The organism is Bhargavaea sp. GQ12 (assembly GCF_059758705.1).
Genome location: NZ_JCAXEU010000001.1, coordinates 362,709 through 383,784 on the forward strand (window position 1 = coordinate 362,709; position 21,076 = coordinate 383,784).

General features: G+C 53.1%; 22 protein-coding genes and 1 other annotated feature. Of the genes, 17 read left to right on the top strand and 5 right to left on the bottom strand.

Annotated features, from left to right (window positions below; translation table 11 throughout):
- Positions 1 to 232 precede the first annotated feature (232 nt).
- Together opp4B and opp4C are read left to right on the top strand one after the other, a co-directional pair.
- Positions 233 to 1,198: an oligopeptide ABC transporter permease gene (opp4B, locus tag AC6CHQ_RS01680; protein ID WP_498080640.1), complete on the top strand. Its 966-nt coding sequence runs from the start codon at positions 233 to 235 to the stop codon at positions 1,196 to 1,198.
- A 15-nt stretch (positions 1,199 to 1,213) separates the two neighbouring features.
- A complete protein-coding gene (gene opp4C / locus AC6CHQ_RS01685; protein WP_092054127.1) occupies positions 1,214 to 2,131 on the top strand; it encodes an oligopeptide ABC transporter permease in 918 nt (305 codons plus the stop codon).
- A gap of 266 nt (positions 2,132 to 2,397) precedes the next feature.
- Here opp4C and trpS read toward each other — a convergent pair whose 3' ends face one another.
- Positions 2,398 to 3,390: a tryptophan--tRNA ligase gene (trpS, locus tag AC6CHQ_RS01690; protein WP_498080641.1), complete on the bottom strand. Its 993-nt coding sequence runs from the start codon at positions 3,388 to 3,390 to the stop codon at positions 2,398 to 2,400.
- A gap of 543 nt (positions 3,391 to 3,933) precedes the next feature.
- Positions 3,934 to 4,144: a binding site (T-box leader), on the bottom strand.
- A gap of 131 nt (positions 4,145 to 4,275) precedes the next feature.
- On the opposite strand from trpS, the gene AC6CHQ_RS01695 reads away from it, so the two are divergent.
- The 5 genes from AC6CHQ_RS01695 (at position 4,276) to pepF (ending at position 10,469) form a co-directional block, all read left to right on the top strand.
- Complete coding sequence (locus tag AC6CHQ_RS01695; protein ID WP_498080642.1) at positions 4,276 to 5,472, top strand: putative glycoside hydrolase; 1,197 nt, start codon at positions 4,276 to 4,278, stop codon at positions 5,470 to 5,472.
- Positions 5,473 to 5,907: 435 nt separating this feature from the next.
- On the top strand, positions 5,908 to 6,306 hold the full coding sequence (gene spxA / locus AC6CHQ_RS01700; protein ID WP_008296836.1) for a transcriptional regulator SpxA: 399 nt from the start codon (positions 5,908 to 5,910) through the stop codon (positions 6,304 to 6,306).
- A 237-nt stretch (positions 6,307 to 6,543) separates the two neighbouring features.
- On the top strand, positions 6,544 to 7,203 hold the full coding sequence (mecA, locus tag AC6CHQ_RS01705) for an adaptor protein MecA (RefSeq protein ID WP_092054109.1): 660 nt from the start codon (positions 6,544 to 6,546) through the stop codon (positions 7,201 to 7,203).
- Between the two features lie 253 nt (positions 7,204 to 7,456).
- Positions 7,457 to 8,605 (top strand): competence protein CoiA, encoded by a 1,149-nt coding sequence (locus AC6CHQ_RS01710; protein ID WP_498080643.1) that lies wholly within the window; start codon positions 7,457 to 7,459, stop codon positions 8,603 to 8,605.
- 49 nt (positions 8,606 to 8,654) lie between these two features.
- Positions 8,655 to 10,469 carry an oligoendopeptidase F gene (gene pepF / locus AC6CHQ_RS01715; protein WP_498080644.1) on the top strand — a complete coding sequence of 605 codons (1,815 nt, stop codon included), beginning with the start codon at positions 8,655 to 8,657 and terminating at the stop codon, positions 10,467 to 10,469.
- 453 nt (positions 10,470 to 10,922) lie between these two features.
- On the opposite strand, the gene AC6CHQ_RS01720 is transcribed toward pepF, so the two are convergent.
- Both AC6CHQ_RS01720 and AC6CHQ_RS01725 read right to left on the bottom strand, forming a co-directional pair.
- Positions 10,923 to 11,720 (bottom strand): DsbA family protein, encoded by a 798-nt coding sequence (locus AC6CHQ_RS01720; RefSeq protein ID WP_092054097.1) that lies wholly within the window; start codon positions 11,718 to 11,720, stop codon positions 10,923 to 10,925.
- A complete protein-coding gene (locus tag AC6CHQ_RS01725; protein WP_092054093.1) occupies positions 11,717 to 12,118 on the bottom strand; it encodes a globin domain-containing protein in 402 nt (133 codons plus the stop codon). The genes AC6CHQ_RS01720 and AC6CHQ_RS01725 overlap by 4 nt, the downstream gene beginning before the upstream one ends.
- Before the next feature lie 194 nt (positions 12,119 to 12,312).
- Between AC6CHQ_RS01725 and AC6CHQ_RS01730 the strand changes: the two genes are divergently transcribed.
- From AC6CHQ_RS01730 to AC6CHQ_RS01745, 4 genes are read left to right on the top strand one after another with little or no spacing between them, the layout of a single operon-like run.
- Complete coding sequence (locus AC6CHQ_RS01730; RefSeq protein ID WP_498080645.1) at positions 12,313 to 12,693, top strand: UPF0738 family protein; 381 nt, start codon at positions 12,313 to 12,315, stop codon at positions 12,691 to 12,693.
- A gap of 30 nt (positions 12,694 to 12,723) precedes the next feature.
- Positions 12,724 to 13,398, top strand: a complete 675-nt coding sequence (gene yjbM / locus AC6CHQ_RS01735) for a GTP diphosphokinase (protein ID WP_498080646.1) — start codon at positions 12,724 to 12,726, stop codon at positions 13,396 to 13,398.
- On the top strand, positions 13,395 to 14,198 hold the full coding sequence (locus tag AC6CHQ_RS01740) for an NAD kinase (protein WP_092054082.1): 804 nt from the start codon (positions 13,395 to 13,397) through the stop codon (positions 14,196 to 14,198). The genes yjbM and AC6CHQ_RS01740 overlap by 4 nt, the downstream gene beginning before the upstream one ends.
- The gene (locus AC6CHQ_RS01745; protein WP_498080647.1) at positions 14,188 to 15,099 is read left to right on the top strand and encodes an RluA family pseudouridine synthase; all 912 of its coding nucleotides are present in this window, start codon (positions 14,188 to 14,190) and stop codon (positions 15,097 to 15,099) included. The genes AC6CHQ_RS01740 and AC6CHQ_RS01745 overlap by 11 nt, the downstream gene beginning before the upstream one ends.
- 10 nt (positions 15,100 to 15,109) lie before the next feature.
- On the opposite strand, the gene prpE is transcribed toward AC6CHQ_RS01745, so the two are convergent.
- Positions 15,110 to 15,850, bottom strand: coding sequence for a bis(5'-nucleosyl)-tetraphosphatase PrpE (gene prpE / locus AC6CHQ_RS01750; protein ID WP_498080655.1), 741 nt, complete (start codon positions 15,848 to 15,850; stop codon positions 15,110 to 15,112).
- Positions 15,851 to 15,977: 127 nt separating this feature from the next.
- Here prpE and mgtE point away from each other — a divergent pair, with 127 nt between their 5' ends.
- Both mgtE and AC6CHQ_RS01760 read left to right on the top strand, forming a co-directional pair.
- On the top strand, positions 15,978 to 17,351 hold the full coding sequence (mgtE, locus tag AC6CHQ_RS01755) for a magnesium transporter (RefSeq protein WP_498080648.1): 1,374 nt from the start codon (positions 15,978 to 15,980) through the stop codon (positions 17,349 to 17,351).
- A 47-nt stretch (positions 17,352 to 17,398) separates the two neighbouring features.
- The gene (locus tag AC6CHQ_RS01760; RefSeq protein ID WP_498080649.1) at positions 17,399 to 17,794 is read left to right on the top strand and encodes a hypothetical protein; all 396 of its coding nucleotides are present in this window, start codon (positions 17,399 to 17,401) and stop codon (positions 17,792 to 17,794) included.
- 413 nt (positions 17,795 to 18,207) lie between these two features.
- Here AC6CHQ_RS01760 and AC6CHQ_RS01765 read toward each other — a convergent pair whose 3' ends face one another.
- Positions 18,208 to 18,681, bottom strand: coding sequence for a CotY/CotZ family spore coat protein (locus tag AC6CHQ_RS01765; protein WP_498080650.1), 474 nt, complete (start codon positions 18,679 to 18,681; stop codon positions 18,208 to 18,210).
- Positions 18,682 to 18,829: 148 nt separating this feature from the next.
- On the opposite strand from AC6CHQ_RS01765, the gene AC6CHQ_RS01770 reads away from it, so the two are divergent.
- Genes AC6CHQ_RS01770 through spoVAE form a run of 4 tightly spaced genes read left to right on the top strand, consistent with a single transcriptional unit; the run spans position 18,830 to position 21,058 of the window.
- The gene (locus AC6CHQ_RS01770) at positions 18,830 to 19,228 is read left to right on the top strand and encodes a hypothetical protein (protein WP_092054063.1); all 399 of its coding nucleotides are present in this window, start codon (positions 18,830 to 18,832) and stop codon (positions 19,226 to 19,228) included.
- On the top strand, positions 19,228 to 19,683 hold the full coding sequence (gene spoVAC, locus AC6CHQ_RS01775) for a stage V sporulation protein AC (protein ID WP_092054060.1): 456 nt from the start codon (positions 19,228 to 19,230) through the stop codon (positions 19,681 to 19,683). The genes AC6CHQ_RS01770 and spoVAC overlap by 1 nt, the downstream gene beginning before the upstream one ends.
- Positions 19,677 to 20,699: a beta-ketoacyl-[acyl-carrier-protein] synthase family protein gene (locus AC6CHQ_RS01780; RefSeq protein WP_251239759.1), complete on the top strand. Its 1,023-nt coding sequence runs from the start codon at positions 19,677 to 19,679 to the stop codon at positions 20,697 to 20,699. The genes spoVAC and AC6CHQ_RS01780 overlap by 7 nt, the downstream gene beginning before the upstream one ends.
- Entirely contained in the window at positions 20,696 to 21,058 is a 363-nt protein-coding gene (spoVAE, locus tag AC6CHQ_RS01785; RefSeq protein WP_251239760.1) for a stage V sporulation protein AE, read from the top strand. Before AC6CHQ_RS01780 ends, spoVAE begins: the two co-directional genes overlap by 4 nt.
- Positions 21,059 to 21,076: the final 18 nt, after the last annotated feature.

Here is a 21,076-nt window from a genome sequence, read left to right on the forward strand (position 1 = left end):
AGCCTGCTTCGCGGAGTGGAATGGCTTATGACCCGAGGAGTTGGCCCTCTACAGCTGGACAGCGGAAAAGGAAGTGGGGAGAGACTTCGCAGAAGGCTCGATGCCTTCCCCGCGGAAAGCGTCCGCCCGTAACGGAAAGCAACAACACTCTATAACAGAGCCTAATCTAAATATCTCTTACCGTGTTTGAGAGTCACAACGAAGAGAGACAGACAAGAAGGAGAGTACCCGTATGCTTAAATACACGCTGCGCCGCGTTCTCGGCATGATTCCCATGCTGATCCTCGTATCCGTCGTGGTGTTCTTCCTGGCGAAGGCGATGCCCGGAGATTCATTGAGCGGCGAGATCGACCCGAACAACACCAACCCGGAGTACATAGCAGAGATGCGTGAAAAACTGGGTTACAATGATCCGGTATATGTCCAGTACTACCGCTGGGTAACTGACTTTATGCAGGGGGACTTTGGAAAATCGACACGCTATAAGATGCCGGTTGCCGACCTGATTGCGGAAAAGTTGCCGAACACCATTTTCCTGGCACTGACATCACTGCTGATCACCTATGTGTTGGCATTTGCAATGGGGATGTATTCAGGAAGGAAACCGTATACGGTCGGAGATAACCTCATTGCCGGATTCAACTATGCGGGCATAGCGATCCCTTCGTTTGTCGCAGGTGTATTCGCCGTATACTTCTTCGCATTCAAGCTGAACTGGTTCCCGTTTGCTGGATCAGTGGATATCGAAATCGACAAGGGGACACTTGAGTACTGGATGAGCCGCATCCACCATGTCATGCTTCCGGCATTTGTTCTCGGGATGTTCAGTACAGCGTCCTACACCCAGTTCCTCAGGAATGACCTGATCGAGAACTCGAGAAAAGACTTTGTGCGGACGGCACTCGCCAAGGGAACGCCGATGGGCAAAATCTATAATGTCCACATCCTTCGGAATTCCATCATCCCGCTCGTGACGTTCCTCGGATTCGATATCGCCGCACTTGTCGGCGGTGCCATCATCACGGAGAAAATCTTCACTTACCCGGGAATCGGGCTCCTGTTCCTGGATTCCGTCAACAACCGTGACTATCCGACCGTCATGGCCATCACGATGATGCTGTCCGCGATGGTCCTGATCGGCAACCTGATCGCCGATATTCTTTACGGAATCGTCGATCCGCGGATTCGCTTAGGTTAAGGAGGAAGCAACATCATGACAACCAATGCAGCAACCGGGGCCGTCAAGCGCCCCGAAAAGAGCTCATCTCCATGGGCGATTGCCAGGAGAAAATTCCTGAAAAATAAAATGGCGATGATCAGCACCGTATTCCTGATTCTTGTAATCATCCTTACTTTGCTGGCTCCATTCCTTGCACCTTATCTGTCGCCGATTCCTGACATCACCAAAGTCAATATCAGCAAAATGAGCATTGCGCCAAACGGTGACCACTTGCTCGGTACGGATAAGAGCGGACGAGACGTCATGACCAGGCTCCTTTACGGCGGAAGGATCTCACTTCTTGTAGGCGCGAGCGCGACATTGATCGTCGTCGTCCTCGGAACCATCGTCGGGTCCGTGGCAGGATTTTTCGGCGGCGCGGTCGACAGCCTGCTCATGCGATTCACGGACTTTGTCCTGAACTTCCCATTCCTCGTCTTCGTCATTGTCCTGAACACGATCCTCTTCGGTATCATTGACGGCCTCTGGGTTCTGATCCTTGTCATCGGGCTGCTCAGCTGGGGCGGGGTCGCGCGGATTGTGCGTTCAAAGGTGCTCGCGGAGAAGGAAAATGAATATGTCCTCGCAGCCATTTCGATCGGCACATCACCGGCAAAGGTCATCATCAAGCACCTTCTGCCGAACGTCCTGTCAACGATCATTGTTCAGTCGACACTCCTGTTCGCGAGCCTGATCGTGGCAGAAACCGGTCTCAGTTACCTCGGATTCGGTGTCCCGCAGGAAACGCCGAGCTGGGGCAATATGCTCGCCTTCGCGAACGAACCGGATGTCCTCCAGGGCAAGCCGTGGATCTGGATGCCGCCGGCACTCATCATCACGGCGACCATTCTGTCCATCAACTTTATCGGGGAAGGCCTGAAAGATGCCCTCAACCCGAAATCACAGCGCTGATTTAAATCAGGCCGTATACAAAAAGCGGATCCCTCCGAAAGAAGGGGTCCGCTTTTTCATATGGTGTATAAATCAGAGAAAGGATAGGGCGCATCCGATGAACCGAATCTTCCTGTTTCTCGTATCGTATGGACTCTGCGTCATCACGCTGTCACATCTTGTGCTGTTCCTGAACTACCGGGCCCTGGGACATTCTTGGGAAACGGTGTTCCGGTATATTTTGTCCACGGCGGACTTCAAGCTCATGGTTCTGTCGCTGATCGTGCTTATTTTCTGCGTTTCCGGCCGAGCCCCATCGCGGATTCCATCCGGGAAAGAGTAGCCGAAGCGATTGCATCGGCTTTCTCGGCACCTTCGTCAAGGATCCGGTCGAGCTCCTTTGAGCCGATCAGTTCATTGTAGCGCTCCTGAATCGGCGTGAGGTGTCCGATCACGGCTTCTGCCACGCCAGCCTTGAAGGCACCGTAGCCGCTGCCCTCGTATTTCCGGACAAGCTCCTCTACGGAATGCCCGGTCAGTGAGGCCTCGATATTCAGCAGGTTGCTTACACCAGGTTTGTTCGGAACATCATAAGCGACCTTGCCGTCAGAATCCGTTACCGCACTCTTGATCTTTTTCTCGATTTGTTTCGGCTCATCGAGAAGGGAGATGAGTGCTTTTTTGTTGGTGTCGGATTTGCTCATCTTCTTAAGAGGGTCCTGCAGGGACTTGATGCGGGCCCCGTGCTGCGGCAGCCGGATATCAGGAATGGTAAGCGTGTCTCCGTAACGCTTATTGAAGCGCTCGGCCAGATCGCGCGTCAGCTCTACGTGCTGCTTCTGGTCGTCACCGACGGGCACAATGTCAGAGTCATAAAGCAGAATGTCCGCCGCCATCAGAGGAGGGTAGGTGAGCAGGGCAGAAGAGACCGCTTCGCGGCCTTCGGATTTGTCTTTGAACTGAGTCATGCGCTCGAGTTCTCCAATATAAGAAATGCACTGCATGATCCAACCTGCCTGTGCATGTGCCGGAACCTCCGACTGGATGAACAGTGTGGCTTTTTCAGGATCGATGCCTGCAGCAATATAGGTGGCCGCAAGACGACGGATGGCCTCACTGAGGTCATCAGGCTCTTGGGGCATCGTAATCGCATGCTGATCAACGATGCTGAAAATACAGTCGTACTCATGCTGAAGTTCTGTAAACTGCCGGAATGCACCGATATAGTTGCCAAGTGTCACTGTACCAGTCGGCTGCACCCCTGAGAAGATCCGTTTCATTGTTATAAAACCTCCTAAAAAATTTATAAAAGTCTAAATGTGTGGCTGGATTTTAGCTGTTGATGGAGTGAAGGGCGGCGACTCCTGCATTGAAAGCGAAGAGGGACGGTCAGCCCCGACAGGCATAAGACATGCCGCGCAGCGAAGCCTGCTTCGCGGAGTGGAATGGCTTATGACCCGAGGAGTTGGCCCTCTACAGCTGGACAGCGGAAAAGGAAGTGCAGAGAGACTTCGCACTTTTATGCTGCCCAACGCTGTGCTTTTGGGCGCAGAAAGAGCTGTGCTGCCCAACGCTGTGCTTTTGGGCGCAGAAAGAGCTGTGCTGCCCAACGCTGTGCTTTTGGGCGCAGAAAGAGCTGTGCTGCCCAACGCTGTGCTTTTGGGCGCAGAAAGAGCTATGCTGCCCAACGCTGTGCTTTTGGGCGCAGACGCCAACCTTCGTATCGGCGTCGGCTCTTAGCCTTCCCCGCGGAAAGCGCCGCCTGTAACGGAAATCAAACGAGCATTATGAAGCCAAAAAAAAATCACCACGCCATCCCGTAAAAAAGGGACGGATGATGTTCAATCAGCCGCGGTACCACCCGCATTGCCCGAAGGCCGCTCAGACCCGTAACGCGGGCGGACGGGCCGGGCTACTGCAGTTCGCCCGGCCGGCTCCGGAGTCCATTCAGCGGGGAACGCCGGCCTGTTCACACCGTCCACAGGCTCTCTGTACGGCAGGTCCCCGCTTACTCTTCTCCATCGAAGCTGATCATCAATTTCTAACTATTATATAGCCCGCCCCGGGAACTTGCAACTGCCTGTCACGAATCTTCTTGAAATTCCTTCCTTCTAATTGTCTGAGCTGATAGAATAATAGGCACAAGAGAAAAAGGGGTTGTTTGCATGAAGCTTAAATGGATGGCAGCGTTTGCTCTCGCGGGCACAATGGCAGCAGCTCCGGCAGCCGCGGCCGAGGAGCCTGCGTCCGATTTCAAAGGCGTGTCCTATGAATACGGGGAGATCGATCAGGAAATGGTGGCTTCATCCAAGCTGTTCCGCTTCGACTCGGGACTGTCATTCGAATATCCGGACGCGGTCAGAGGTGTTTATGTGACCGGACATTCTGCGGGAGGAGAAAGATTCGGACGTCTTGTCAATCTGATTGAGAACTCCGATCTGAATGCAATGGTCATCGACATCAAAGATGATTTCGGATATTTGACCTACGAACCGGCGGAAGACTCACCGCTCGCCGGGAAGGAGATTGGCCAGCCATACATAAAAGACCCGAGAGCGATGCTTGAGGAGCTCGAGGAAAAGCAGATCTATCCGATCGCCAGGGTGGTTGTCTTCAAAGACACCGTACTTGCTGAGAAGCGTCCGGACCTTTCTTACACGGCCGGAGGGCAGGTGTGGAAAAACGGACGCAAAGAAGCGTTCGTCAGCCCCTTCATGAAAGAAGTCTGGGATTACAATGTCGAGATCGCCATCGAGGCGGCAAAGCTCGGATTCAAAGAGATCCAGTTTGATTATGTCCGTTTCCCTGAAGGGTTCGAGACGAGGGCGGATTCGCTTCAGTATACGTTCGGCGACTACGAGGACTCGGAGCTGGATCCGATTCAGCGTCGCGTACAGGCTGTCACGGACTTTGTTGCCTATGCCAGGGAACAGCTGAAACCTTATGATGTGGAAGTCTCCGTGGATATCTTCGGCTACTCGGCCACTTTGCCTGAAGCGCCGGGTATCGGACAGAACTTCTCGAAGATCTCGGAAAATGTGGATGTCATTTCTTCGATGATCTACCCGAGCCACTGGACTTCCTATTTCGGTATCCCGAAGCCCGACCTGGAACCATACCGTCTCGTGGCCGAATACGCAAAGGTCGAGAACGAGAAGCTTGCGGCCCTCGAAACCCCGCCGGTCTCCAGGCCGTGGCTGCAGGACTTCACCGCAAGCTGGCTGGGGAGCGGCAATTACAAACGTTACGGAAAGGCCGAAGTGGAAGCGCAGATCAAGGCACTCAACGATGCGGGAATCAGCGAGTTTCTTTTGTGGAATGCAGGAAACACATATACGGAAGGCGTCGACTATACGCCGTGAGAAAGCAGGTTCACACCAATTTAATTTTCAGGTGTGGACCTTTTTTCGTTTATCTCTATATAAAATGGGAAATAGTACAAATAAAGCGGAACTTATTTTCACCCGGGACGTACTAATAGATAGGGAGGCCATGATGGTCCCGCTTTTCCGCTATTTTCATTCGCCAAGCCATAATTGAGAATGGACTGTCAAACTGTGTTTGTGCCTATTCCGGAATGGGTATAACAGCTCCGACACAAACGTCCGCTCGGTTTAACCGGAAAATATAGCGAAGGTGTGAAGGTTAACGGCTAAATGAAAACTTTTTTCAAAACTGTGTTTCGCCAAGTATAAAAATGGTGTATAATAAACTTATGACATTAGACATTAGAATGATTTTAAAATAGCATATTCAACAGATTCCAACTTCCTACTTCTTGAAAGGACGTGTTGTGGATGAGCGTGACCCTCTTTACATCCCCTAGCTGTACTTCCTGCCGAAAGGCGAAGGCCTGGCTGGAGGAACATGAGATTCCATATACAGAACGGAACATTTTCTCCGAGTCCCTGACGATCGATGAGATCAAGCAGATCCTCCGTATGACGGAGGACGGGACCGATGAAATCATATCGACCCGTTCGAAAATCTTCCAGAAGCTTGATGTCGATCTGGAGAGCCTGCCTCTGCATGAGCTATATGAACTGATCCAGGAACATCCGGGCCTTCTGAGGCGACCGATTATCCTGGACGACAAACGGCTTCAGGTCGGTTATAACGAGGATGAAATCAGACGTTTCCTTCCGCGCAAAGTAAGGGCATACCAGCTCCTTGAAGCACAGCGGATGGTCAACTGAGAAAAATGGGTGGACTGACGGGATGTTCCGAATGACCTGTCAGTCTTTTTCGTTTTTTTCTCTTGCTTTCCTGCATTTGCTCCAATACAATGCTAATACTACAAGCAGCCGCTCCGACTGGACACGCCTTTCCAGTTTTGACGGTGACGGCATATACTGACAGCAGGACACTTGCCATCGGCGGAATGCATTGTCACACCCGGCTCTGAGAAGACCGTCGGAAAGGAGAGGTGTAACATGGAAATCGAACGCATCAATGAAAATACTGTAAAGTTTTTCATTTCGTATATTGATATTGAAGAACGCGGTTTTACGCGCGACGAAATCTGGTACAATCGCGACCGGAGTGAAGAGCTGTTCTGGGAAATGATGGAGGAAGTCGATGAGGAAGCCGACTTCACCATCGAGGGGCCGCTCTGGATCCAGGTCCACGCGATGGATAAGGGACTTGAAGTGACCGTAACCCGCGCCCAGGTGTCCCGTGACGGGAAACAGTTGGAACCTCCGTTCGGCCAGGACGGGAAGCGGATGTTCCAGGAAGATGAATCTTCATACGCAGACCTCCAAAATCTTGATCAGTACGTCCCCGGATTCCGCCAGGAAGAGGACGACTGGGAAGATTCCACCTTCCTCGTCGGCGAATTCGATGATCTGATCCCGCTGGCGCAGATACTAAAAGAAGAGGCGCTCCGAACTTCGCTGCATCTTTTCGAGGATCACTATTATCTCCATGTGGGCTTCGACGGCCTGCCTGGCGATGAAGATGACCTCGAGGATGTGGTCAGCGTGCTCACAGAGTATCTTCAGCGGACGAACGTCACGATTCACCGCATCGAGGAGTACGGTAAAACGATTATCGCCGAAGACGTCTTTGGCACGATCGCGGAACATTTCTGATTTCAGGGCTGTACGGATCCGACCGTGCAGCTTTTTTCTTTTGGTCGGGAAAAGACAAATTATTGGAATTTCCAGATGCGGATTGCAAAATCCGCATCTTTTTATTTTGGCGTGATTTTTTGGGGTGAAATTTAATTTTGGAACAAATTCAGAAGTCAAAATCAAAAAGTGGCTATTCCTTTGTCAGTGAGTGTGGTTGCCGGAATTCATGAGCGCGCTTACAATGTCGGAAAGAGAGGGGGAAGGATGCATCATGTTGGCCGCTGTATTGGATGATGGGACACCAATTATCATTACTCAGGAGTTGACCAGAGAATCACTCCATGCACTCAAGGGCAAGCATCATTTCCGCTGCCCTCAATGCCTGGGGAAAATGTGGCTGAAAATAGGGGATGTACGGGTTCCGCATTTTGCCCATGCGGCAAGAAGCGACTGCAGGCGCATGTTTTCGGAAGGGGAGACACCTGCCCATCTTGCCGGAAAACAACAGCTTTATGAGATGTTTACCGGTCTCGGGCTCAGGACGGGCATGGAGACCTCCCTGAATGCCCTTGGGCAGCGGCCCGACTTGCTGGTGGAATATGACGGCCGGGCACATGCCATCGAGTTCCAATGCAGCCGGATTCCGCCCGTGCTGGTCAGGAGACGTACAGAAGGCTACGAACAGGGCGGCGTTATTCCGCATTGGATTCCGGCCACTCCTGAAAAATGGAGTGCGGGCGGGCAGCCGGTGCGTGCCCTGGCCATCTCTGAATTTCTGCAGCTATTTATCCGGCAGGACAGCCAGTACGGGAAATACCTGATGACCTATGACCCGATTACCAAACACTTTTTTTATTTTATCCATCCGATGCATATCAGCGGCAACACATTCCTTGGGAAACTTGTCGCCATCCCTTATACACTTCAAAAGTTCCCGTTTGCGGTCCCGTCTCCGGCTGATGAAGAAACGTTCGGACAGTATCTAAAGATTTACTCTTCAAGGCGGCAATCGCATCTGAACCGGAGAGTCTCATACAACAGGAAAGGCATCAGAGATCCGCTTCTACGGGCATGCTATGAGAACCGGATCAGTGCAGACCGGCTGCCGCCCCTGATCGGTGTGCCGACACCCGGAGCGGAAGCTTTCAAAGAGAATGATGCGGAGTGGCAGGCTTTGTTCGTATTCTTTGTGTTCGGTGAAAAGGTGAAGGATCCTGAAAGTCCTGTTGTCATCCGAAACTTTCTGAGGACAGTCCCGCCCGAAAAGGGAGACGGTTTTGCTGCAGTTTCTGCCTATGGCCGTTTTCTTGCTTCCAGCGGCGTCACATGCCTGGAAGACATCTTCGGCTGTACGGAGCTGGCGGCTCCGTCAATCTTGTTTCTTTGGAAAGAATTCCTTGCAAGCCATAATGAATATTGAGAAAATGTTCTTGAGTTTATTTTGGCAATCGAAGGAAGGAGCAATCCAATTGAGCAACGAACCCAAAACGGATGTGCTGACAAGAGACGAGGTCGCAGTCGAAGAGACATGGCGTCTGGAAGATATCTTCGCGTCGGACGATCAATGGGAAACCGAATACAAGGCCATTGAAGAGCTGGCAAAGAAAGCGGATACATTCCGCGGCACACTCGGAAATAGCCCGAAGGAACTTTTGGCTGCCATGAAATACCGGGATGAGCTCTCTGAGCGCCTCCAGCGCCTCTACGCGTATTCTCACATGCGCTATGACCAGGACACGGCGAACAGCACCTACCAGGCGATGGACAGCCGGGCAAAATCGCTGTATGTCAAAATTTCAACAGGACTGTCCTATTTGGTCCCTGAACTTCTTTCGATCGACGAGGAGAAGCTTACCCGCTTCGTGGAAGACGAGAAAGAGCTGCAGGTCTACCGCCATGCCCTCGAAGAAGTGAACCGCCAGCGGCCACACGTCCTGCCGGCAGATCAGGAAGCGCTCCTCGCGCAGTTCTCCGAGGTGGCCAATGCATCATCCGAGACTTTCGGCATGCTGAACAACGCTGACCTGGAGTTTCCGACGATCAAAGATGAAAACGGCGACGAGGTAAAGCTGACCCACGGTCGTTATACGACGTTCCTCGAAAGCGGTGACCAGTCGGTGAGGGAAGCGGCATTCCGCGCAATGTACGGTACGTACGGGAAGTTCCGCAATACCTTCGCATCGACATTGGCCGGTGAGGTCAAATCGAATAACGTGAACGCACGCATCCGGAATTATTCATCGGCACGGGAAGCGGCTCTTTCGAACAATCATATCCCGGAATCCGTCTATGATAACCTCATTTCAACGATCAACGATAACCTTCACCTGCTGCACAGGTATGTGGCACTCCGGAAAAAGCTTCTTGGTGTGGACGAACTTCATATGTGGGACCTCTATACCCCACTTGTAAAAGATGTTGAAATGAAAGTTCCTTATGAAGAAGCCAAAAAGCTGATGCTTGAGGGGCTGGCACCACTGGGTGACGAGTATACGGAAATTCTCCGGGAGGGTCTTGAGAACCGTTGGGTGGATGTCCGCGAAAACAAAGGCAAACGCTCCGGCGCCTATTCATCCGGGTCTTATGGGACAAACCCGTACATCCTCATGAACTGGCAGGACAATGTGAACAACCTGTTCACGCTCGCCCATGAATTCGGCCACAGTGTCCACAGCTATTACACACGGAACAACCAGCCGTTCGTCTACGGCGATTACACCATCTTTGTCGCGGAGGTCGCTTCGACCTGCAATGAAGCGCTCCTGAACGATCATCTTCTGAAGACGCTGGAAGATGAACAGAAAAAGATCTATCTGCTCAATCACTGGCTGGAAGGCTTCCGCGGCACGGTATTCCGCCAAACGATGTTTGCGGAATTCGAGCATGCGATCCACCAGCTGGATCAGCAGGGAGTCGCACTTACCGCCGATAAGCTGACCGAAGTGTACTATGAGCTCAACAAGAAATACTTTGGTGATAACATCATCGCCGATGAGGAGATCGGACTCGAGTGGGCGCGCATCCCGCATTTCTACTATAACTATTACGTATATCAATATGCGACGGGGTATAGCGCTGCGGTCGCTCTCAGCAACAAAATCCTTGAAGAGGGGGAGCCGGCCGTCGAACGCTATATCAGCCGCTTCCTGAAGGCAGGTTCTTCCGACTATCCGATTGAAGTCCTGAAGCAGGCAGGGGTCGACATGACTTCAAGCCAGCCGATTGAGGAAGCTTGCCGGGCCTTTGAAGAGAAGCTTTCCGAACTTGAGAAATTGCTCGGCTGAACCATCCGCTTGAAGAAGCGTGAACGATGCCGGCAACAGACTGCAGACAATGTATCCTTGTCTGCAGTTTTTTCTGCGTTATGACCCGGACAACTGATCTTAGCCAGGGTGGGAAGTATCGGACATTTCCGTTTCTCATCATTCAGATTCTTTTTGCTGGAATAGTAAAATTAGGGTTGAAAACGCTCGCAATATGACAACCCTGTGAATTCTTATGTGAAATCTTGCGCAATCAATTATTTCGTGATAAATTAAGAGCGTGAAATATTTCACGAAAACAAACACCCCTTTTGTTTGAACGTGAACATTTCCCCCATCCCCTTCGTGTAATACGAAAATGGCACCCGCTCCTCCCCCGGAGCGGGTGCTCTTTATATTTCGTGAAAATGTCATCCGTTTGAAGGATGCGCATAATAAAGCCGGGACCTTTAATAAGGTCCCGGCTTTTCATGATTATAAGTCCATTTTTCTTCGCCAGAGAGTGGCGCCCCGGACTGGCAGGCATTCGATGCGGCGCTGGAGCAGGCGTTTCTTCAGCTCGCGCTCTGCCGTACGGACATTCACCTTATAAATGGCGGCGATTTCACCTGTTGTCAGGGAGTCGAACCGCCTGAAGAGTTCGTCAAGGGATGGAGGGACGGCTTTTTCCATCTGCCGGCCGAGCAGTTCCTCAAGTACTTTTACATACATTTCATAGTCGTGGATGCCTTCCACCATGAGGCCCTCGTCTTCGAAGTTGTTGTTGAAAAAGACGAAACTTGGAGCCTGGTGCACTTCCATCTCACGGGAGATGTACAGATCGCACTGGAATGACTTGGCAGCATTGACCGACCGGAAGTCCTGGATGAACTCAGCCGCATCAATCCCCGTCAGTTCGGCGATTTCGAGAAGGACTTCCTGTGTCGTGATGTCACGACCCTTCAGGAAGCGGTAGTCGAGAAGCCTGGACAAGTACTTGAATCCGGCCCGCTTCCCCTGGAACTCAGCCGCTTTGACAGCGACTGCCGGCAGAGCCGGGTGAGGGACCCGTGTATCATGGGGGCCCTGGCCAAGGTTCTTTTGCGGAGAGAGGGAGGTCTTCATGATGATCCGATAAGTGAAATACTGTTCATACTCTACCTGGAGGCGGCGGAGGACCGGAATCAGCCCATAGCAGCCGGCATCGGAAGGATCGATGAAGACATAGAGTTCAAGCGGTTTTGACGAGCATTCTGCCGCCAGCATCTCGGAATGATTGGGAAGCAGGTTCAAGGCGATCCCTCCTCATCCGGTGTGGTCCGGTTGACCATATGGTTTGCAGTCAGGATCAGCCGGTTATAGAAGTCATCACGGATCTTGCCTTCCATCCCGACCTCATCCATTGCTTCGGCCATGCACTCGAGCCAGGCCTGTGCGCGGTCGTATGTGATCGGAAACGGCATATGCCGTGCCCTCAGCATGGGATGCCCATGCTCTTCGCTATATAGATTGGGGCCACCCAGGAACTGGGTGAGGAACTGTTTTTGTTTTCTGGCAGTTTCAGTCAGATCATCTGGGAAAATGGGATAGAGCATCGGATGCCGGGCGACTTTACCGTAGAACGTGTCGACGAGATCGGACAGCAGCTCCGGGCCGATCTCTTCATAAGGAATGATGGGTTTCCGGGTCATGATGCATGCTCCTTTGCAAACTCCATTGCCTGTGATTGTAGACTCATTCTATCAACCGGATTCAGGTTCTACAAATAAATCGATTTCCATCCGGGCGACAGGCCTTTGTTCCCAATTGGTAACTGCGCGCGGATGCAGGCTGTGATAGACTGAAGTGAGATGAATTGCTTGTTGAGAAAGGAAGAGAACTTGAGATGAATCAGCCAATCATTCAGAGTGCCGGAACAACCGGCGATGTAACCGAATTTATCCTGCGGGAAGGGACGGAATTGTCCGGAATGCGTCCCGCCGGAAGAATGATCACCGACACCGATTCCGGGACGTTCGTCTACTTGCTGGACGACGGGGAGCGGTTCGTCCATGTTCATTTTCCGGAAGAGATCTGGCCGCAGATGGCGACAGCCCTGCAAAGCGGACAGACGCCCGGGCTCTCCGTGGGCGGACACCGGCTCGAGCTGGTGAATTTCGCGGAGGAGCTGGAGATGCTGATTTTCAATATCGAAGGCAATGACAATTACGGCGAGGTCTTCTCGACGGCGGTCGAGAAGGCATTCAGTCAGATCCTGGGCGCCTGAGCAGCGCCAGACCGAACGGGGGAGTAGCCAATGGGACAATGGGAACGGTTTCTCGAGCCTTACAAGCAGGCGGTCGATGAACTGAAGATCAAGCTGAAAGGCATGCGGACGCAGTTTGCAACCGAGATCGAGCACGCGCCGATCGAGTTTGTGACAGGCCGTGTAAAACCGCTCGCGAGCATTTACGACAAAGCGCTTGAAAAGGGGATCCCGTTTGAGCCGTCGGAGTTGCTGGCGTCGGAAATACCCGATATTGCAGGGTTGCGCATCATGTGCCAGTTCGTGGATGACATCGGAGCGGTCGTCGAAAGTATCCGGCGGCGCAAAGATATGGTCGTGACTGAAGAGCGTGATTATATTTCGAAAAATAAGCCGAGTGGCTACCGCTCCTATCACATGATTGTCGAGTACCCAGTCCAGACGATCCACGGGGAAATCGCGATCCCGGTTGAAATCCAGATCCGGACGCTCGCGATGAATTTCTGGGCGACGATCGAGCATTCTCTGAACTATAAATATAAGGGGGATTTTCCTGAAGTGATCAAGGAGCGCCTGCAAAGTGCAGCGGAGGCGGCCTTTTCACTCGACGAAGAGATGTCGAAGATCCGTGACGAAATCCAGGAAGCCCAGCGCTATTTCAGTGAATACAAGAGCGATTCAAGAAATGACCTGAGGAAATCCGGAAAAGGAGGCGATGAAGGATGAAGTACTCGATTCAGTCCAGGGGCGATGATCTATCCAACGATCTTGCGGCACGCGCAAAACAGTACCTGAATGACTTCGGCCTCGAGTATGACGAGAAGGCACCCGATATCGTTTTGACCATCGGCGGTGACGGAACGCTTCTTCATGCCTTCCACCGCTACCGGGACAGGCTGGCGGATACGGCGTTTGTCGGCGTCCATACGGGACATCTCGGCTTTTACGCAGACTGGCAGCCGCCGGAAATCGAGAAGCTCGTCATCTCAATCGCCAAGCATGACTATGACGTCATCGAGTATCCTCTTCTGGAAGTGGCGATTCAATACCGGAACGACATGAACGATGCAGTCTATCTCGCCATGAACGAATCCACCGTAAAGTCCCCGGACGTCACGCTCGTCATGGATGTCGAGCTGAACGGCATGCCGTTCGAGCGGTTCAGGGGGGACGGGCTTTGTGTTTCTACGCCTTCGGGAAGCACCGCCTACAACAAGTCGCTGGGGGGAGCGATCATCCACCCTGCACTGCCGGCCATGCAGCTGACTGAGATGGCGTCGATCAACAACCGGGTGTTCCGTACTGTAGGCTCCCCGCTTGTTCTGCCGGCCCATCACAGCTGTGTGCTGAAGCCGGTGAAAGGGCCAGACTTCATGGTGACGGTTGACCATCTGCATCTTCTCCACAAGGATGTCAAGACGATCAGCTACCGGGTTGCGGATGAACGCGTGCGCTTTGCGCGTTTCCGTCCGTTCCCGTTCTGGAAGCGGGTCCACGACTCCTTTATCGACAGCGATGTCCTCTGACCGCCGCTACCGGCTATCGTTTACCGTGGAATCGGAAGGTGTCGTATTAAGGGACTTCCTGGCGGAATGCGGGATTTCCCGGAGGACGCTTACTGCGGTCAAATACAAAGGCGGGAACATACTCGTGAACGGTGAGGAAAAGACGGTGCGCCATAAACTGGGGGCAGGAGACGCGGTCACCATCATTTTTCCCCTGGAAAAACCGGCAGCGGGGCTTATCCCGGAAGAGGGCTTGCTTTCGGTGCTCTATGAGGACGAGGCGCTGCTCATTCTGGACAAGCCCGCCGGACAGGCGACCATCCCTTCCAGGGATGCTCCTTCCGGCACCCTTGCCAATTCGGTCGCCGGGAAGTTCGTGAAAGACGGCACGCCGGCGACGGTGCATGTCGTCACGAGGCTCGACCGTGAAACATCGGGAATCGTATGTATCGCAAAAAACCGCCACATCCATCACCTCATGTCAGAGAAGATGAAGGCCGGCGGGGTTCTCAAAAAATATGAAGCAATCGTGGACGGAGGATTCAGGGAGCGGCACTTTTTCATCGATGAGCCGATCGGACGCAAGGAAGGGAGCATCATCGAGCGGATGGTTCTACCCGGAGGTCAGCGGGCCGTAACGGAAGTCCGGGTGGTGGAAACAGCAGGGCTGCCCGGGGATGAGGTTTCCAGGGTGTCGGTGATCCTCCATACCGGAAGGACCCACCAGATCCGTGTACACCTTGCCCACATCGGCCATCCGCTGGAAGGGGATACGCTGTATGGGGGCAGCACGAAAAGGATCGGCCGCCAGGCGCTCCATTGCGCCGGGTTATCTTTCAGCCATCCGCTTTCCGGGGAACCGATTGCCATCAACAGCCCGGTGCCGGCAGATATGCTGGCGGTGGCCGGCTTTCACAGGTGAATGGAGGAGGTCAGCTGAAATCGCTGAATTTCTCCGGCTGGAAAGGTTGGCGGGAAGGAACGCTGACCACTGTTTTTTCCGGATAGCGGAGTGCGCTCAGTTTGCCGCCGAACACACAGCCCGTATCGATGTTGGCCGTGTTGTTCACGAAACGGCATTCGGAAACCGGGGTATGGCCGTAGACGATGAACGGTTTTCCTTTATAATGCTTTGCCCAGTCCCGCCTTACAGGACGTCCGTCCGGCAGCGTCTCGCCGGTGATGTCCCCGTACAGGACAAACGTGCGCAGTCGGCTGCCGTCTTTTCTGCCGATCAGGTCTTCGCGCATTCCGGCATGGGCGATGATCAGTTTCCCATCATCCAGCATTTCATAGAGCGGGAGCGATTCGTAGAAGCGGATATAGCGCTTGCGGATATGCTCCCGCTCCTTGCCTGAAAGGGCACCCAATTCCGCGACAGTCGTTTCCAGTCCATGCTTTTGCTGGACGTTGTTGCCGAGCATGTACCGGTATAGTTTGTTGCAATGATTTCCCGGGGAATAAATCAGCTGGCCGGCGTCCTGAAGGGCAAATAGGAATTTAAGCATCTCGACCGATTTCGGGCCGCGGTCCGTCGCATCTCCCACGAATGCCGGTTTCCGGTCATCCGGATGGACATAGCGACCGTTTTCCATGTGGTATCCGAGCTTGGCGAACAGCTCCATGAATTCATCAAAGCACCCATGAAGGTCCCCGAAAATGTCCAGTTTCAACATGTTAACACCCCATTCAGCATTGTTTAGCAGGAATCGTCTTATCTTGAGTCTACCCCGGACAGCCGTCCTCCAACGCGTTTAAGGGAGATTTGCGGAATGTCAGGTATTGAAAGGAGGGCTCTGCATGCCGGAAGCACTGAATGAGCAGGAAGAAACCTATATCGACGAGGATCTGGTTACCCGATTATTGGAAGAGGGGGATCCGGAGGCATTCAGGGATGAGTTCCTCGCAGGCCATCCGTATGACCAGGCAAAGTACTATGAAAAAGCAGGTCCGGAACTCCGGAGGAAAATGTATGAATTCCTTTCTCCGAAGGAACTCGCGGAGATTTTCGAAGTCTCGGAGATTGAGGACGATGAGTTTGACGCATACCTGGACGAGATGGACACGCGTTATGCGGCGGACATGTTCGCCGGCATGTACGCAGACAACGCGGTCGATGTGCTTAATGAGCTCGACAAATCCAAGGTACTGACCTATCTGACTCTCATGGATGACGAGGCTGAAAGCGAAATTAAAGACCTTCTGCACTATGAGGAATATACGGCCGGATCGATCATGACAACGGAATACGTCACAATCCCCGAAAATTCGACGGTCCGCTCCGCGATGACCATTCTCCGGAACGCGGCACCCGACGCGGAAACCATTTATTATATTTTCGTCACCGATGATGAGAACCGCCTGGCGGGCGTTGTGTCGCTTAGGGATATGATCATTGCGGACGAACATGCAATTGTGGCGGACATTATGAATGAGCGGGTTGTCAGCGTCCTAGTCAGCGAGGACCAGGAAGAAGTTGCTCGGATGATGAAAGATTATGACTTCCTGGCAATGCCGGTGGTCGATTTCCGGCAGCATCTGCTCGGGATCATCACGGTCGATGATATCATCGACGTCATCGAAGAAGAAGCTTCCGACGACTACTCCAAGCTTGCGGGTGTATCGGACATGGATACCATCGACCGGAACCCGCTCGCAGCGGCCAAAAAGCGTCTGCCATGGCTGATTTTGCTTACTTTCCTGGGGATGGTGACGGCCAACCTGATGGGACGTTTTGAACAGACCCTTGATCAGGTCGCACTTCTCGCGGTCTTTATCCCGCTTATTGCGGGAATGGCCGGCAACAGCGGGACACAGGCGCTTGCTGTCGCTGTCAGGGGAATCGCTACGGGCGATATCGAAGGCGAAAGCAGGATGAAGCTTCTCGCGCGGGAAGCGGGAACAGGACTGATCACCGGAACGGTGTGCGGCATCTTTGTCGTCGGGCTGATCTACTTTTGGAAACACGAGCTCGTCCTTGGGCTCCTGGTCGGTGTGGCAATCGTCGGTTCGATCTTTGTAGCTACGCTGGCCGGCTCCTTTATCCCGCTATTGATGCACCGGCTGAAAATCGACCCTGCGGTCGCATCCGGCCCGTTCATCACGACGCTGAACGACATTATCAGCATTCTGATTTACCTTGGGCTTGCTACGGCATTCATTTCCCAGCTGTGACAGTTGGGCACCATCCGGCATAGGATGGGGAAAAAGGATGTGAGCCCATGGCAGAACGTGACGGAGGGCCATTGCTGTTTGTGGATGCGCCGCCTGTTTACTTTGTTTCAGAGCCGGTCTATAGCCGCGAGGCGGTGGAGGAGGTTCTGGCAGAGGAAGAAGTTGCGGAAGAAAGTACATCGGTGTATGAATTGCCGAAGCGGCCCGAAGAGACGGCCCGTTTGCTCACACAGCTCCGGTTTTTGTCACGCCCGTTCCAGCGGGAAGTGTACCGTCCAATCCAGTTTCGGTTAAAAGATGGAACTGTAATCAACGGCGAAATTTTGAATCTCGAGGAAAGCAAAGTCGCTGTCAAGGGCATCAACGAAGAAAAAATCGAAATGGAATTATCCATCGATGATCTGGATGCCATCTGGTGGAAAGGAAAACCTTTTCCGTATTAATGAACACAAATTGCAAACCCTGAAAGCTGGCGGAGATCCGTCGGCTTTTTATTTTTGGCTCTGTTAATGGATGATGTTGATATTTAGCTGTGGATTGGAGTGAAGGCGACTCCACGAAAATGCTTCGCATTTCCTTCGTGCGAGGCAAGTTCGAGGAAGCTGTTTATTGTCCTGCGGAAAAGGAAGTGCGGAGAGACTTCGCAGATTGGTGCTTCCCAACGCTGTGCTTTTGGGCGCAGACGCCAACCTTCGTATTGGCGCCGGCTCTTAGCCTTCCCCGCGGAAAGCGTCCGCCCGTAACGGAAAGCAACACCACTCTTTAACAAAGCCGTATTTTGGGCGGAAGCTTTCGAAGAACATAAAAAACACCGCCCGGTTGAGTCCGGACGGCGGGACACTCCATAATACGGCGGTCAGTCGCAAATGTCGAGGAAGCAGTCAGTGACGCATGTGACACCGCAGAAGCATCGGATATCGACGGTGAGGCATACGTCGGTTGCGATAAATCCACATGGGTGTGCTGGAGTTTGCGGAACTTTTTCGAGTGCACGAAGCGTAACGCAGCACTTGCCGATGATCCGCTCAATGCGGAAGAAGCATGTTTGGCCAGAATAGGATTCTTTGCAGTATCTAGGGCAATGTGCAGTCGATACTTTAAACGCGGAGCCATCTTTTGTCAAGAGCGAGATGACGCGCGTGTCGACAGGGGAACGCCGGCCAGGGCTGACAAGCCCACCAAGCGGTTCCATAAAGCAATCGTTGCAGCCCATGCACTCATCTGTTCCTGCATCCTGGATGTCCTTGATCGTCCTGATCACATCACAAAGGCAGTGATCGAAGGAAGAGGATCCGGCGGTAAAGTCTTTCTTATCACCACAGCAGCTCATTTCTGAACACCTCCTCCCTTTTGATCTCTGTCTACCATATGCGCTCTGAAAAGGGGTGTCCGGGCGAACGCACAGCCTGCATAGCTGTAAGTGTGCATAACTGTAAGTGGTGGTGGACATACTAAGAGAAAAACGGGAGGTGGAGCCGTTGAAACGATTGGCAGCTTCTGCCGGGCTGTGCCTGCTGGTCGCCGGCTGTGGAGCCGGCGGAGAGGAGATCCGGGTTTCAGGCGGAGAACCCGAAGACAACCGGAAAGTGCAGGAAATCCTCGGTGAAGAGGAACAGATCACATCGGCCGTGGCGGTCTTTGTAAAAGAAGACCTTTTGGTGGGCGTGGAGGTCAGCCCGTTTAACCGATACCGCAAAGCGAAAATCGAAGAAGAACTGACCGGCAAGATGGAAAAAGCATTTCCGGATGAGACAGTCACCCTTTCTGCGGATCTGAAGATCTACTGGGAGACGGACAAGCTGGAAGAGCTTGAGGAGGAAGATAAGTTGCATAAAAAAGTTGAAACAATCAAATCCCTCTCTAAGGAGGAAACCTGATGGACCGCCAGGCGTATACACAGTTGGAGCAGCAGACCACGCCCAAGACGCCGCTGGCCCTGAATTTGCTGAAGGCATTTGTGACAGGCGGAATCATCTGTGCCATCGGGCAGGGCATCATGTATTTTTATATGTACTTCTTTGACTTTACAGAGCGGACTGCAGGCAATCCGACAGTTGCGACAATGATTTTCATTGCCATGCTTCTGACCGGATTCGGAAAATACAAACGGATCGCCCAGTTTGGCGGGGCGGGTTCCGCCGTGCCGGTGACCGGGTTCGGAAATGCCATGATTTCGGCTGCGATTGAGCACCGGACGGAGGGCTACGTTCTCGGGGTCGGCGGAAATATGTTCAAGCTCGCCGGATCCGTCATCGTATTCGGTGTCTTTTCCGCATTTGTGGTGGCGCTCATCAAAACGATTCTTGTGAAGTTCGGGGTGGTCGGATGGTAGCCAGGGGGGTAATCCGTTTTGCAGGCAGGCCGATTATCCGTGCGGCCGCTGTAGCAGCGGGACCTGCGGAAAAGAAAAACAGCCCATTCAGCAATCAGTTTGACCGCCTACATGACTCCGAACTTTGTGGCCAGAAGACGAATGAGCAGGCCCATCGGCAACTTATTGAAGATGCGTGCGACCTGGTGCTGAACAAGGCGGAAAAGACGATGAGTGATGCGGATTATCTGGTATGCGGGGATCTTGTCAATCAGATGACGCCTTCCAATTTTGCCGCCGCCTCAACCGGCCTGCCGTATGTGGGGCTGTTTTCGGCCTGTGCGACTTCCACATCTGCCCTCGCCAATGCGGCCCTGCTTACGGAAGCGGGGGGAGCTTCACTGGTGCTGGCGGGAGCGGCAAGCCACCATAATGCCATCGAGCGGCAGTTTAGGTATCCGATCGAATATGGATTCAAGAAGCCGCAGAATGCCCAATGGACAGTTACGGCAGCCGGGATCGCCGCAGTTACTCCCCACGAGAAGGGCTATCCCGAAATCGCTCAGGCAACAGTTGGCCGGGTGGTGGACTATGGCCTGACTGACCCTTTGAACATGGGAGCGGCCATGGCGCCCGCCGCATTTGATACGTTCAGGAGACATCTGGAGGCTGCGGGTACCGCCCCCGAAGACTATGACGTCATCATCACCGGTGATCTCGGTGCGATCGGGACGCAGCTGTTCCTGCAGATGGCTTCAGAAGCAGGATACAACGTCGAAGGGGAACGGTGGAGAGATGCAGGAAAAGAATTTTATGGCGGGGATTCAGCCTTCTTTTCCGGTGCCAGCGGGGCGGGCTGTTCAGCCGCAATATTTTTCTCCGATGTATACAACCGGATGATGGAAGGGGAATACAGCCGGGCGCTTCTGATGGCCACCGGCGCCCTGCTTTCCCCGCTTTCCTTCCAGCAGGGGGAAAGCATCCCCTGCACCTGCCATGCGATTGAATTGACCATGGGAGAGGGGGAGGAAAGATGATGACTGCATTTGTCATTGCCTTTGTTGTCGGCGGACTGATATGCGTGATCGGGCAGCTGCTGTTTGATGTCGCCAAGCTGTCCCCGGGCCATACATTATGTCTTCTGGTCGTCTCAGGCGCGATCCTCGACGGGTTCGGGCTTTATGAACCGCTGATCGACTTTGCGGGGGCCGGTGCAACGATACCGATCACCTCTTTCGGGAATTCCCTGACGCACGGCGCACTTCAGGAAGCGGAAAAGCATGGCCTTGTAGGTGTCATTACCGGTATGTTCGAAGTGACGAGTTCAGGCATCAGTGCAGCAATCCTGTTTGGGTTTATCGCTTCGCTGCTGTTCCGTTCCAAAGGAAGACCCTAATAAAGCCCTGCTTCCCAT

Excerpts from the sequence above, each read along its gene's own strand:
- AC6CHQ_RS01765 (WP_498080650.1), bottom strand. The coding sequence starts at position 18,681 with ATGAGCTGCTGTGGTGATAAGAAAGACTTTACCGCCGGATCCTCTTCC.
- opp4C (WP_092054127.1), top strand. The coding sequence starts at position 1,214 with ATGACAACCAATGCAGCAACCGGGGCCGTCAAGCGCCCCGAAAAGAGC.
- mgtE (WP_498080648.1), top strand. The coding sequence starts at position 15,978 with ATGCCGGAAGCACTGAATGAGCAGGAAGAAACCTATATCGACGAGGAT.
- mecA (WP_092054109.1), top strand. The coding sequence starts at position 6,544 with ATGGAAATCGAACGCATCAATGAAAATACTGTAAAGTTTTTCATTTCG.
- AC6CHQ_RS01745 (WP_498080647.1), top strand. The coding sequence starts at position 14,188 with ATGTCCTCTGACCGCCGCTACCGGCTATCGTTTACCGTGGAATCGGAA.
- AC6CHQ_RS01695 (WP_498080642.1), top strand. The coding sequence starts at position 4,276 with ATGAAGCTTAAATGGATGGCAGCGTTTGCTCTCGCGGGCACAATGGCA.
- AC6CHQ_RS01740 (WP_092054082.1), top strand. The coding sequence starts at position 13,395 with ATGAAGTACTCGATTCAGTCCAGGGGCGATGATCTATCCAACGATCTT.
- AC6CHQ_RS01760 (WP_498080649.1), top strand. The coding sequence starts at position 17,399 with ATGGCAGAACGTGACGGAGGGCCATTGCTGTTTGTGGATGCGCCGCCT.
- spoVAE (WP_251239760.1), top strand. The coding sequence starts at position 20,696 with ATGATGACTGCATTTGTCATTGCCTTTGTTGTCGGCGGACTGATATGC.
- AC6CHQ_RS01725 (WP_092054093.1), bottom strand. The coding sequence starts at position 12,118 with ATGACCCGGAAACCCATCATTCCTTATGAAGAGATCGGCCCGGAGCTG.
- AC6CHQ_RS01730 (WP_498080645.1), top strand. The coding sequence starts at position 12,313 with ATGAATCAGCCAATCATTCAGAGTGCCGGAACAACCGGCGATGTAACC.
- AC6CHQ_RS01710 (WP_498080643.1), top strand. The coding sequence starts at position 7,457 with ATGTTGGCCGCTGTATTGGATGATGGGACACCAATTATCATTACTCAG.
- spoVAC (WP_092054060.1), top strand. The coding sequence starts at position 19,228 with ATGGACCGCCAGGCGTATACACAGTTGGAGCAGCAGACCACGCCCAAG.
- opp4B (WP_498080640.1), top strand. The coding sequence starts at position 233 with ATGCTTAAATACACGCTGCGCCGCGTTCTCGGCATGATTCCCATGCTG.
- spxA (WP_008296836.1), top strand. The coding sequence starts at position 5,908 with ATGAGCGTGACCCTCTTTACATCCCCTAGCTGTACTTCCTGCCGAAAG.
- AC6CHQ_RS01780 (WP_251239759.1), top strand. The coding sequence starts at position 19,677 with ATGGTAGCCAGGGGGGTAATCCGTTTTGCAGGCAGGCCGATTATCCGT.
- trpS (WP_498080641.1), bottom strand. The coding sequence starts at position 3,390 with ATGAAACGGATCTTCTCAGGGGTGCAGCCGACTGGTACAGTGACACTT.
- yjbM (WP_498080646.1), top strand. The coding sequence starts at position 12,724 with ATGGGACAATGGGAACGGTTTCTCGAGCCTTACAAGCAGGCGGTCGAT.